Source organism: Nonomuraea sp. CA-141351 (assembly GCF_050944675.1).
Classification (GTDB): Bacteria; Actinomycetota; Actinomycetes; order Streptosporangiales; family Streptosporangiaceae; genus Nonomuraea.
In genome coordinates, this window is the sequence record NZ_CP191982.1 from 6,282,432 (window position 1) to 6,294,621 (window position 12,190).

General features: G+C 68.5%; 9 protein-coding genes. 6 read left to right on the top strand and 3 right to left on the bottom strand.

Going from position 1 to position 12,190, the window contains the following annotated elements; all coding sequences use genetic code 11:
• Positions 1 to 14 precede the first annotated feature (14 nt).
• Positions 15 to 1,757, bottom strand: coding sequence for an ABC transporter ATP-binding protein (locus ACQPWU_RS29745; RefSeq protein WP_433445032.1), 1,743 nt, complete (start codon positions 1,755 to 1,757; stop codon positions 15 to 17).
• 608 nt (positions 1,758 to 2,365) lie between these two features.
• On the opposite strand from ACQPWU_RS29745, the gene ACQPWU_RS29750 reads away from it, so the two are divergent.
• Together ACQPWU_RS29750 and ACQPWU_RS29755 are read left to right on the top strand one after the other, a co-directional pair.
• Complete coding sequence (locus ACQPWU_RS29750) at positions 2,366 to 2,848, top strand: hypothetical protein (protein ID WP_433445033.1); 483 nt, start codon at positions 2,366 to 2,368, stop codon at positions 2,846 to 2,848.
• A gap of 687 nt (positions 2,849 to 3,535) precedes the next feature.
• The gene (locus ACQPWU_RS29755; RefSeq protein WP_433445034.1) at positions 3,536 to 4,093 is read left to right on the top strand and encodes a hypothetical protein; all 558 of its coding nucleotides are present in this window, start codon (positions 3,536 to 3,538) and stop codon (positions 4,091 to 4,093) included.
• A 394-nt stretch (positions 4,094 to 4,487) separates the two neighbouring features.
• Here ACQPWU_RS29755 and ACQPWU_RS29760 read toward each other — a convergent pair whose 3' ends face one another.
• Together ACQPWU_RS29760 and ACQPWU_RS29765 are read right to left on the bottom strand one after the other, a co-directional pair.
• On the bottom strand, positions 4,488 to 5,438 hold the full coding sequence (locus ACQPWU_RS29760) for a M48 family metalloprotease (protein ID WP_433445319.1): 951 nt from the start codon (positions 5,436 to 5,438) through the stop codon (positions 4,488 to 4,490).
• Between the two features lie 2 nt (positions 5,439 to 5,440).
• Positions 5,441 to 5,851 carry a BlaI/MecI/CopY family transcriptional regulator gene (locus tag ACQPWU_RS29765; RefSeq protein WP_433445035.1) on the bottom strand — a complete coding sequence of 137 codons (411 nt, stop codon included), beginning with the start codon at positions 5,849 to 5,851 and terminating at the stop codon, positions 5,441 to 5,443.
• Positions 5,852 to 6,191: 340 nt separating this feature from the next.
• Between ACQPWU_RS29765 and ACQPWU_RS29770 the strand changes: the two genes are divergently transcribed.
• The 4 genes from ACQPWU_RS29770 to ACQPWU_RS29785 are packed head-to-tail and all read left to right on the top strand — an operon-like array spanning position 6,192 to position 11,960.
• Positions 6,192 to 7,793 carry an IucA/IucC family protein gene (locus ACQPWU_RS29770; protein ID WP_433445036.1) on the top strand — a complete coding sequence of 534 codons (1,602 nt, stop codon included), beginning with the start codon at positions 6,192 to 6,194 and terminating at the stop codon, positions 7,791 to 7,793.
• Positions 7,794 to 7,853: 60 nt separating this feature from the next.
• On the top strand, positions 7,854 to 9,539 hold the full coding sequence (locus ACQPWU_RS29775; RefSeq protein ID WP_433445037.1) for an IucA/IucC family protein: 1,686 nt from the start codon (positions 7,854 to 7,856) through the stop codon (positions 9,537 to 9,539).
• A complete protein-coding gene (locus tag ACQPWU_RS29780; RefSeq protein WP_433445038.1) occupies positions 9,536 to 10,696 on the top strand; it encodes a type III PLP-dependent enzyme in 1,161 nt (386 codons plus the stop codon). Before ACQPWU_RS29775 ends, ACQPWU_RS29780 begins: the two co-directional genes overlap by 4 nt.
• Position 10,697: 1 nt before the next feature.
• A complete protein-coding gene (locus tag ACQPWU_RS29785; protein ID WP_433445039.1) occupies positions 10,698 to 11,960 on the top strand; it encodes an MFS transporter in 1,263 nt (420 codons plus the stop codon).
• Positions 11,961 to 12,190: the final 230 nt, after the last annotated feature.

Consider the following 12,190-nt stretch of genomic DNA (forward strand, 5'->3'; position numbering starts at 1 on the left):
TCCGCGGTGCCGGCTTATCCGACGGTGGCGATGGCGTCGGCGCTCGCGCCGTCTCCGGTGTCGTCTTCGAAATAGCCGCTGGCCTGGAGGGTGAACAGCTCGGCATACCGTCCCTGGGCCGCCATGAGCTCGGCGTGCGTGCCCTGCTCGATGATCTCCCCGCTGTCCAGGACGATGATCCGGTCGGCGGTGCGCACGGTCGAGAACCGATGAGAGATCAGCAGGACGGTTCGGTCTCGATACAGCTCGCGGACGCTGTCGAACAGGGCGCGCTCGGCTCTGGCGTCCAGCGAGGCGCTGGGCTCGTCCAGCACCACCAGCGGCGCTGAGCGGATGAACGCCCTGGCGAGGGCGACGCGCTGCCACTGCCCGAGTGACAGGTCCTGGCCCTCGCCGAACTCCGGCGACAGGATGGTCTGGTAACCGGCCGGCAGCCTGGACAGGAACTCGTCGGCGCCGGCCCTCCGCGCCGCCTCCTGGATCGCCTCCTCAGTCGGCTCGCGACTGACCGCGCCGATCCGGATGTTCTCTTCAGCGGACATGGCATAACGGATGAAGTCCTGGAAGAGAACCGCGACGAGGCTCCGCCAGGCGACCGGGTCTATGGTCGCCAGGTCCTCCCCGTCGACGAGGATGCGGCCGGTCCGCGGAGCATAGAGGCCGGCGAGCAGCTTGGCCAGCGTGGTCTTGCCCGAGCCGTTCTCCCCGACCAGCGCCACCACCTCGCCGGCCCCGATGGTCATCGAGACGCCGTTGACGGCCGCGCGCTCCGCGCCCTGATAGGTGAAGGAGACGTCGTCCAGCTCGATCGCGGCGAAGCTGGGCGGAGCGGGCGTGCCACTCTGCTCCCTGACCAGCTCGGGCCGCAGAGCGAGGAACGAGTCGAGGTCGCGCATCAGCGGGGCCGCCTCGAAGAACTCGCCCGTGGAGCTGATACCGTCAGTGAGCTTCTGGCTGAACACCAGGAGCGCGCCCGCCGTGGTGGCCGTCTGTGCCAGGTTCATGACTCCCCACTGATTGAGCGCGATCAGTACGCCCGCCGCCGCAGCGAGCACCAGCCCACTGCCGAGCGAGGCCAGCAGTGATGACCTAAAACGCTTACGCAGAGTGACCATCAGCATGGCCAGACGCTCGTTCATGAGAGTGCGCCAGGTGCCCGACAGGTGATGCTCGAGGTCGAAGGCGCGGATCTCCTTGGCCGGCTGGCGGGTGGTCAGCAACTGGAAGAGGTAGTGGCGATTACGGTCGGTGGAGGTGGTTTTGGTTACGAACTCGAAGTACTGCTCACCGCTCCTCATCCCGCCAATCCAGATAGGAACTGCGGTGAGCGCGGCGAACAACCCGATCCACGGCTGCACGGTGACCAAGGCGAGCGCCACCGCGGACAGCGTGAAGATCGCCTGACCGATCGTGATCAGGCTCTCCACCATCCTGGCCGGGCGGGTCAGCGCACTGGTCGCCGCCCGCTGCAGACGGTCGTGGAAACGCGAGTCGTCGAAGTCGTCGAGCGTGGCCAGGGCCGCGACCTCCAGCACCTTGCCGCAGATGTAGATGCTGGTGCGCTCGGTGAGCAGCAGTCGCCGGTTGGTGATGACGGCCTCGGCAGCCACGATCACGACGTTCGCGGCGATGAACAGCACCACACTGAGCAGGATGCCGCCGCCGGTGCGGCCGGACTCGGATTCGATCAAGCTGCCGAGCAGGCTCTGCGCCTGGATGACCAGGCTGAACGCGCCCACAGCCTGAAGCACGTCCATGATCAAAACGGTGATGAACTCTTTACGACTGGCGGCCCATACCAGCCGTATCGCCGCCGCGACAAGTCTCCCCATCTCGCGTGGTCCGCGAGCGTCGCGGGACTCGGGCGGCGCGCTGCCCCCGATGCCGGTCACCCGACTGGGGCCGAACCGCTATTTGGTGCTATCCGAAACGGCGACTTCGCAGAATTTCGGTCAAGCCAGAGTTCGTGATCCAGACTGGGTAAGGACGATTGCTCGTTCACTGATCACCTCTACTGTCTCTCGCTCGGGACGGTAATACCGGCTGTCAGTCAGGGCAACAAACAATCTTGATTTCAGCGTCTTTTGCCACAACGCAGAGTGTTCCGCCCTCATCACGGGGTGTACACAAACCCGGTATTCGGCTTGGTCATCCTCACCGCGAGGGCACTCCCCCTGTGACCGGGAGCGGGGAAACCGCCAGCCGTTGACTGGCAAGTGTGGCGCGGAGGTCAGGCAGCGGCCTCCGCCCCTGCGGGTCGAACGGCCCGGCGACCAACCCTCACCCGCGGCCGCTCGGAAACTCGTGATCCACAAGTCCCGGAGGATTGCCCATCCCGGAAGGACCGCCGGGGTAGAAGAGGAGCATGACCCCGTTATCGGAAATCCTGCAGTCGTCCACTCCGATCGTCGCCGACTCCTACGCCCTGTATGGCCTGGCCACCGCGCACGGTCCCGCGTCAGGCGCCCTTCGGGAGGCGGTCGAGGAGGGCCGGTTGACGCTGACGATTCCCTCGGTCGTCCTCGCGGTGGCCCACAGCATGCGTTCCTGCGGTGAAGAGGATTGCAGCCAGGACCACGATCCAGGCTCGCCGGCCAGGCTCGACACTCTCTGTGGCCTCCCCGGGGTCGAGGTGGTCGCCCTCGACGGCGCGTCGGCGGCAAGGGCCGGAAGCTTGTACGGGGCGTGCGTAGAGGCCAACTACCACGGCGCGGAGATCCTCGCGGCCTGCCACGCCACCGCCGTCGCCCACGAACGCGGACACCGGCTCCTGACGACCGCACGGGCCAGGTACTGCTACGTCCTCGCTGATTTCCACGTCCTGGACGGACGGAAAGTCATCCTCTGATGCAGCGTGGGGTGTTTCTAGGTAACGGCTCTGTCTCTCCTTCGGCGGTAACGGAGCGTCAGGCCAAAAGGATGCGGTGGCGGAGCAGCGCGAAGCCGGCCCGGCGTGCATCTTACGCATGGTGCGGGGCAGGCGTTCGGGTTCGGGGACGTGCGTAGCATGTGATGGTGTTGAGGGGCAGGTTCAGCCGGTCAAGGTCGACCCGCACCGCCGGGAGTGGACCTTGCACCGGCTCCGTCATTCGGCGCTGCGACATCTCGCGCAAGCAGGCCGCACCGCGCCGGAACTGCAGGCCAAGAGCCGCCACCAGCACCTGGCCGGCCTCGGCTGCTACGTCCGCCTGGGCGAAGAGACCTCCGCCCGCATCACCGCAGAAGCCGGGGAAGAGCAGGCCTGCTCCACCTGGAGCGTTGACGCCGCCCTTCACCGTGCGACTCGCATGCGCTGCCGATCCCGGACACCACCGTGCTGGTCTCGCGCATCCGTAGCGCCCGATCGCCGCCGGAGTTCGGACACACGACCACGGTGGCTGGTTCGCGTTCGCCCAAACGCGGTGCGGCAATGGTGCCGATGATCCTCTTGCGACCCAGGGGACAATAAGGGATAACTGTGGAGATCCTTTCCTGTCAGAACTGGGGTCCCAGGGCGCTCCCTGCATCCGCGCACCCCCTGTTCAAGGAGACGCCGATGCGTCAAGTCATCAGCAAGATCACCACTATCGCCGTGATTGCCCCGCTGGCCGGCGCCGCATTGCTCACCCCGGCATCCGCTACGGCCGCCACCTCGGCCAAGGCCGCCGACGAGCCGTACTCCAAGTTCGACGTGGAGGTGAAGGGCACCAAGCAGATCCAGCCCGGCGGCACACTCCAGTACGCCGTGGTCGGCACCAACCGCGGTCCCCACACCGCCGAAGCGACCGACTACCAGATCGTCTTCCAGCTGCCCAAGGGGTTGGACTCCCGCAAGGCCAAGGGGTTCGGCCCCAAGGGCAGCGAGTGTGCGGTGGAGAAGGGCTTCCTGTACTGCTCGGTGGGCACGGCGGTGCCGGTCGGCGAGTCGGTGGACTTCAAGTTCCAGCTCAAGACCGGCCCCGATGTGAAGGGCACGCTCACGGCCATCCTCGGCGTGCTCTCGTTCAACGTACAGACCGGCGTCGACCAGATGAGCGAGGAGGAGCTCAAGCGCATCGGCGGCATCTCCAGCTGGGGCTACGGCAAGCCGGTCAAGACCAAGGTCGTGCGCTAGTCCTGCCCCGCCGGTGCCCCGGTACGGCCGTCCGGTCGTGTCAGGCCACGGCGGCGCGCCTCTCCCCCAACGAGAGGCGCGCCGCCGTGAGTGCGAGGGTACGCGGGCCGAGGCCCGGCGGCAGGGCGGTGGTGGAGGCGCAGCCGCTCGAGTGCCCTGGAGTCAGGGGCGGAGGCGGTCCACGAGCTGTGCCTGGTAGAGCGAGGGCGGGAGGAGCCCGGGCTGGTTCGTGCCCTCGATGTACCCGGCCGGCTGGAACGGCCCAGACGCTCAGCGGCAGATGCCGAGCCACCTCCTGTGCCTCGCGGACGGCTCGCTCACTAATGCCTCGTTCCGGCCGGAACCGAAGGACGCCCGTACTTTCTCATGTCGCCCGGCGGCCGAGTCTGCACCTTCACCTCCCCAACGTCGGCGCACGCGCCGTAAAGGAGGACGCGCCGGCCTGATCGAGAAGGTGTCCGGTGTCCTCGCTGGCATCGCCGGCCGCGGCCAGTGTGAGGACCAGCACGGTCACGATCGCGACGGTGAGGAGGGGGCGTGGGTGTGGCCGGGGTTGCAGCAGATGCCGTACGCGTTCGGGCACGTTGAGCTGGTCGTAGCTCATGGCCGCCGGGAAATGCAGGGGGCCGCGACGGGCGAGGGCGGCGCGGGCAAGAGCTTGGGCGACCAGTGGTCGGTCGCCGACCGCTAGGACGGCTTGTTCGTCCGCCCAGCGTTCGGTGGCGAACTCGACCGCCCGGCGCAATGGCCACAGCAGCGGGTTGAGCGCGCTCGCCGCTGCGGTGACCGCGCGGTGGCGGTGGTGGCGGTGGCGCAAGTGTGCATGTTCGTGGGCGATGAGCGCACGGCGCTCCGGTTCCGTCAGGAGGTGGAGCATTCCGGTGGATATCACTATCCGTCCGCGACCGCGCGGATAGGCGACCGCGAACGCCTCAATCCCGTTGTGATCGACGACCACGACGTCGTCCCGGTCGTCGCCCCCAGGACCGCCGAGCACCTCGCGAACGCCGGCGGAGCGGCGCGCGAGCCGCGTCATCGTGCCGGCCAGCGAGCACAGCACCGCGATCAGGGTGATCAGGGAGAGCACCGCGACGGCGTCGGGCACGGGGTTGCGGATGTCCCAGGCGGACGGCGACCAGGAGCCGAGGGCGGCGACGGCAGGGGACTCGATGACGACAGTCCAGGCGAGAAGGATCAGGGTCAGCGTGGTGCTCGCCGCCACGCCGACGCCGGCCAGGACCAGCAGCCAGGTGGCGGTTGCCGGCGGCAGCCGCCGGGCCAGCCAGGGGGCGGTCGCGGCGAGCAGGGCGGCGGTCAGCATCGGCAGGTAGACGGCGATGCGCACGGTCAAGCACCGCCCTCAGGGGGGCCTTCAGCAGAGCCGTCGGGACGGGACGCCTGGCGTAGCAGTTGCTGGAGGGTGGCCTCGTCCTCCGCGGAGAGCTCCCCGACGAAGTGCGCCAGCACACTGGCCTTGTCGTTGCCCTTCTCCAGCATCTCGCGCATGCGCAGCGCACGACGGGCGTCCTCGTCGCGGACGAAGGTGTAGGCGAAAGCGCGCCCGTGCCGCACCCGGGAGAGCGCGCCCTTGCGGTACAGCCGTGCCAGCACCGTCATCACCGTGGTGTACGCCAGGCCGTCGGCCAGCAGCGTCACGACCTCGCCCGGGGTCATGGGGTGGTCGGAGGCGGCTATGACGGTGAGAACCTGCGCCTCCAGCGCGCCGCGGTCGCGACGCTCGCGGGATGGATCGGCCATGCCTCGCCTCTTTCCGCTGCCCTTGCTGCTCGGGTCTTCTCCAACCCTGTGGGGAAGCAGGTTAGTTGGCGATGCCCCAATGGAGGAGTGTCCACGCCAGGAAGACCACGGGACGAGATTGCGAGTCGGGTGTGGTTGTTGCGAAAGCTACTACATAACTGATAGTAGTTAGACGTACTCGGAGCGTGTCTAGATTTGAGCGGCTCCGCTGACACATTCCGGGGGATTCAACGATGTTCGACATGCAATCAGCGGCAGCGCGGAGGCAATGCCCGCAGCAATCATCGCCCACACTCCGCGGATCGCTCGAAAGGGCCGCACATGCCGTGGGGCAGCGGCTGTGACCGCGGCGCCTGGGGCGTCAGCCGAGAGGGATGCGGTCGATCAGCTCCGCAAGGTACGCCCTGACCTGGTCGCCGCCTTTGACAAAGAGGTGGCCGGGGCGCGGGCAGAGGTTCTTGGCCGGTTGTGGGGGGCGTTCGGTCGCGAGCCGGTGCCGGGTATCGCCGATCGGCGGCATGACGGCGCCATGCTGGTGGTCGAGCTGGAAGCCGGTGGGCGGCTGGTGGCGCCGACCGCGTGCGCCGAGCGGTTTGCGCAGGTGCCGCCCGGGTTCACGGTAGCCGGCCCGGCTGGAGATGTCGCCGATCCGGCCGAGTTGCTGGCGACGCTGCAGCTGGGCACACCGGGCGCGCGCCGGCTGGCGGCCGAGCTCGGCAACAGCGTGGTCAATCTTGCGCTGGCCAGGGCTGCGCACCGCGGCGATTCAGGCGCCGTTCGTGACTCGGCCGATGCCGAGCAGGCGGTGATCGACGGCCATCCCCAGCATCCCTGCTGCCGTACCCGCACCGGGATGTCCGTGGCCGAGGTGCTCGCCTACGCGCCTGAGCATCACCCCGTGGTCGAGTTGCCGCTGCTCGCCGCGCCGGCCGGTCGCTGGATTGCATCCGGCACGTGGCCGAGCGAGCTGCGCGATGGCGGCAGCATGCTCGTTCCTGTGCATCCGTGGCAGCGAGATCACGTGCTCCCGAATCATCCCGGCCTGGAGGTGACCGCGGGCACGGTGGCCGCCCGGCCGCTGCTGTCGCTGCGCACGCTCGCCCCGGTCGGCACGCTCCCGGGCTACCACGTCAAAACCGCGCTGGACGTGCAGATCACCAACTATCGGAGGACCATCTCACCGGCCGAGGTCGCCGACGGGCCGGTGCTGTCGGAACTGGTCGGCGCAGTGGTGGACAAGGTCGGGTACGGCGACACTCTGCGCGTGCTGCGCGAGGTGGCTGGGATCGCAGTGTGCGTCGACGGTCAGCCGTCACCGAGCCTCGCCGCGATGATCCGGGAATCTGTCGAGCGCCACCTGGAGCCCGGAGAGATCGCCGTCCCGATCACGGCGATCTACGCCACCCAGGCCGCCCTGGTCGCGGGCGACCCGATGCGCTGGCTGTCCAGCCTGGCCGAGTTGATCCTGCCACCCGCGCTCACGCTGCTGTCGATGGGCGTCGCCCTGGAGGCCCACGGCCAGAACACCCTGGTTGTGCTGCGCCACGACCAGCCGGTACGAATTCTCTACCGCGACCTGGACGGCGTGCGAATCAGCCCGCGACGGCTGACCGCGCACGGCTTCACCCTCCCCGAACTGGCCGGCAACCGCGCCGGCGAGGATGTGGGCGCGCTGCGGACCAAACTGGTCGGCGCGCTGCTGAGTGGGATGTTCAGCGAACTGGTCGCGGTGCTGGCCCGATCGCGCGGCGCCCAACCCGAGGCACTGTGGGGCACGGTCGCCTCGGTGGCCCAACGCGTCTGCGCAGAACTCCCCGGCGGCGGAGACGCCGCGGCCGTCTTTGGTGCCACGTTGCCGCTGAAGGCCACCACGGCCATGCGGCTGGCCAAGGACAGCGGCACGGCACTGTGGACGCCCATCCCCAACCCACTGGCGCGCTGATTCCTACGATCAAGATCACACACCAGACGCGGCCGCCCCGCCGCGACAGGAGCCATTGCCATGCCCAACATGATCATCACACCGACCACGACCGCATATGCGCAGGCAGACATCGTCACCGCGCACACGCTGCTCAACTGCCTGATCCGGGAGGTATCCGCACCCGAACGCCAGGTCACCATCGCCGACGGCCATCTGCTGCTCCGGTTGCCGCGACGCGGAATCCTGCTGCGCGTCGCCGTACGCAGGGTCTCGCTCATCGGGGCGCACCGCTTCACTGGGCCAGTAGAACGCGACGACGGCGACAAGTGGGTCGAAGTCGGTTGGCGCGAGTTGGCCTGCTACATCCAGGACGAGCTGGAGTTGCGCACGGGGACGGCCAACGAGGAGTTCCTCGTCCAGGTGAGCGACAGCCACAAGGTCATCGACACTGCGCTGGCGCTGCGCGGCGTCCAGACCCCGCAGACCGGCTACGTGGAGTCGGAGCAGTCGCTGGTGTTCGGCCATCGTTTCCATCCCACCCCGAAAGCCCGCTCGACATGGTCCTGGGACTGGTCACGCTACAGCCCCGAGACCGGCGCCTGCTTCCCGCTGCACTACCTGGCCGTACGGGAGACAGCCATCCGGCAGGAGGGCGACGTGTGCGATCTCGACCAGGTGTCCGCGCACGCGACGCCGGAGTCACCGGAGTTTCGGGTGCTGCCCGTGCATCCCTGGCAGTACGAGCAGATCCGCGGCCACGCCGGTCTCCGCGCGGCGCTGGCCCGCGGCGACGTGCACGATCTCGGCTCCGGTGGGCCCGGCTATCTGCCCACCGCGTCGGTACGCACGCTGTACCAGCCGGCCGCCGACCTGTTCCTCAAGTTCAGCCTCAACGTGCGGCTGACCAACTGCGTACGCAAGAACGCCACCTACGATCTTTCGGGCGCGGTCGCGCTCAACCGGCTGCTCCAGCCCGTCTTCGCCGACCTGGCCACCCGCTTCCCCGGCTGCGCGCTGCTGGCCGAGCCCGGCTACCGCAGCCTCGACCTCAATGGCGACAAGCAACTCCTGGAAAGCCTGGGAGTGATCGTGCGCTCGGGCGTGCACCGGGCGCTGCGCCCTGGCGCGACCGCGCTGCTGGCCGCCGCCATCGCGGACGAGTACCCCACGGGTCCGGCGCACATCTCCCACCTGCTGGCTCGCGGCGACGGCGACGTACTCTCCTGGTGGGACGGCTACCTACGGCTGCTACTGCCACCGGTACTGACCGCCTACTTCGAGCACGGGGTGGTCCTGGAGCCCCACCTGCAGAACGTCGTCGTCGGAGTGAACACCGACGGAACACCGGCGCAGGTCCTGTTCCGCGACCTGGAGGGCACCAAGCTCATCCCGCGCTTCCATCACCGTGCCCTGGCGGACCTGCCCGAGGAGGTCCGTGGGCCGCTCACCTACGACGCCGAGCGCGGCTGGAACCGGGTGGCGTACTGCCTGCTGGTCAACCACGTCGGTGAGATGCTCGCCGCGCTCGCCGACCAGGCCCACGAGCTGGAGCCGCAGCTGTGGGGGCTGGTGCGCGACCACCTGGAGGCCCATGCCCGCATGGCCGGCGACCCGCCGCCGCTACGGGCTCTGCTGTCGGGCGTCCCGCTGCCCGCCAAGGCCAACCTGCTGCTGCGCTGGTCCCGCCAGGCCGACCGGCACGCCACCTACGTCCCCCTGCCCAGCCCGCTGATCGCCGAGTTCCCCCGCGAGATGACCCCATGAGGCCGCGACTGCTGGACTATGTGCGCGCCTTGCCCGAGGAGGACCTTCCCGCGTACGTGTACGACCTGGTGGCACTGCGCAAGCACGCCCAGGCCATCCGAGCGGCCCTGCCCGCCTGGGTCGAGGTGTACTACGCCGCCAAGGCCAACCCCGACGCCCGGCTGCTGGCCGCGCTGCGCGACCACGTCGACGGGTTCGAGGTCGCCTCGGCAGGCGAGCTCCGCCACGTGCGCGAACTGTTCCCCGGCACGCCCATCGCGTTCGGCGGCCCCGGCAAGACCGCCGCCGACCTGAACTATGCACTCCACGCGGGCGTCCAGCGGCTCCATGTTGAGAGCGTCCAGGAGCTGCATCTGCTGGCCACGCTGCTCGGCGGGCGCACCGCCGAGATTCTGCTACGCGTCAACGCCCCCATTGCCACCGGACCAGCTCCGCTGGTCATGGGCGGCGTACCCAGCCCTTTCGGCCTTGATCCCGGCGACCTCGACCACTGCCTGCACCTGATCGCCGCACAGCCGCAGATCCGGCTGTGCGGCCTGCATCTGCACCTGGCCAGTGGCATGGACGCGCCCGCCCAGCTCGCGCTCGCCGGCGACATCCTGGCCTGGACCTCCGAGCGGGACCTGCCCCTCTCCGAGATCAACATCGGCGGCGGAATGGCGGTCGACTACAACGACCCCGACCGCCTGTTCGATTGGCGGGACTTCGGGGCCGGCCTGGAGAAGATCCTCATTGATCACCCCGGCACGACACTGCGAATCGAACCAGGTCGCTCGATCAGCGCGTACTGCGGCAGCTACATCACCCGGGTCCTGGACATCAAGCGAAGCCACGGTCAGGCGTTCGCCGTGCTGGCCGGCGGCACCCACCACCTGCGCACCCCCGCCGCGCGCGGGCACGACCAGCCCTTCCGGACGATCCCGATCGACAACTGGCCCTGGCCCTGGCCACGACCCACCGCCACCGGCGAGCCGGTAACTCTGGTAGGCCAGTTGTGCACACCCAAGGACGTCCTGGCAAGAGACGTCCACATCGAACGACTGCGGGCCGGGGACTACGTCGCCTTCGCCATGGCGGGCGCGTACGCATGGAACATCTCCCACCATGCCTTCCTGATGCACCCAGCCCCCGGCTTCCACTATCTGGACGAGGCTTGAGGTGGGCTCTTTTCACGTCGATCGGGAAGCGAAGCCCGAACGGGGGTCTCGATACGCGCCGCTGCGGTGTGCCGGCTTCCGCCGCTACCTGATCGGCCAGTTGGTGTCCAACATCGGCACCTGGATGCAACGCGCCGCCCAGGACCTGCTGATTCTCCACCTCACCGGCGACAGCGGTGCAGCCCTGGGTATCCTCACCGCACTGCAGTTCGCGCCCCAGATCCTGTTCGGCCTGTACGGCGGCCTGTTGGCCGACCGCTGTGGCAAGCGGCGCCTGCTGCTCATCACTCACACCCTCATGGGCATCCAGGCGCTGCTTCTTGGCGCGCTGACCGTGACCGGCGCGGTGACCATCTGGCACCTGTACGCCCTCGCCCTCAGCCTGGGCACGTTCACTGCGATCGACGGCCCAGCTCGTAACGCCTTCATCGCCGAGCTTGTGGACCGCGAGCAGCTGCCCAGCGCGGTCAGTCTGTCCGCCGCGCAGTTCAACATCGCGCGCATCCTCGGCCCCGCGTCAGCGGGAATGATCGTCGCTCTGGCCGGCTCTGGCGTCGTCTTCCTCCTCAACGCCGCCTCCTACCTGGCCGCCCTCGGCTCACTGCTCAGCCTGCGCGCCGACCAGCCACAACACTCAAGCCGCCGCGACAACCGCAAGCTCATCGATGCCTTCCAGCACATCAGGACACGGCCCCACCTGCTGCTGCCGATCACCCTCATCGGCCTGATCGGCACCTTCGGATTCAACTTCCAGGTGACCACCGCTCTGATGACCACCACCGTGTTCCACTCCGACCCCGTTGCTTTCGGGTACGTGTCGGCCTGCTACGCCGCAGGCAGCCTGGTCGGCGCCATACTCGCGGCCGGCTGCAGCACCCCGCCCACTCCCGCCCGCCTCATCACCTCCGCCGTCGTCTTCGGCGTACTGGAAGCCATCAGCGGTCTCGCGCCCGGATGCCCTGCCTTCATGACTGCCCTGCTGCCGACCGGCCTGGCCTCGGCGATCGTGCTCACTACCGCCAACGCCATGACGCAGCTCAACGCCGGCCCTGGCATGCGCGGCCGGGTCATGTCCATCTACCTGCTGGTACTGCTCGGCGGGACCCCCATCGGTGCCCCCCTGGCCGGGTTGATCTCCGACACCCTCGGCGCCCGCTACACGCTCATCCTCGGCGGCCTGATCTCCGCCCTGGGCACGATCATCCTCGCCGCAGCGATCACCTTGCGACGTCCCACACATTGCCCACAGCCCAATCATGGTTGAGGATGACGGCTGGCAAGGGACTGTAAGGACTGCCGGATCGGACTCGATCGGGTCGTGGTCCACTTGCCTCAGCTCATGCGTCGTCGTTGGGTGAAGAGACCTGCGAGGCGTTCAACTCTGACTCTTCGGCACGCCCGAACGGGCCCTTCGGTACCGACACCCGCGCCTCACCTGTAAATCTTGCGGATGGTGGCGGTGGCGCTGGGCGGGGAAGCCGTCCAGGTCGGATC

Coding starts and splice junctions, on each gene's coding strand:
- ACQPWU_RS29745 (WP_433445032.1), bottom strand. CDS start 1,757: ATGGACGTGCTTCAGGCTGTGGGCGCGTTCAGCCTGGTCATCCAGGCG.
- ACQPWU_RS29750 (WP_433445033.1), top strand. CDS start 2,366: ATGACCCCGTTATCGGAAATCCTGCAGTCGTCCACTCCGATCGTCGCC.
- ACQPWU_RS29755 (WP_433445034.1), top strand. CDS start 3,536: ATGCGTCAAGTCATCAGCAAGATCACCACTATCGCCGTGATTGCCCCG.
- ACQPWU_RS29765 (WP_433445035.1), bottom strand. CDS start 5,851: ATGGCCGATCCATCCCGCGAGCGTCGCGACCGCGGCGCGCTGGAGGCG.
- ACQPWU_RS29775 (WP_433445037.1), top strand. CDS start 7,854: ATGCCCAACATGATCATCACACCGACCACGACCGCATATGCGCAGGCA.
- ACQPWU_RS29780 (WP_433445038.1), top strand. CDS start 9,536: ATGAGGCCGCGACTGCTGGACTATGTGCGCGCCTTGCCCGAGGAGGAC.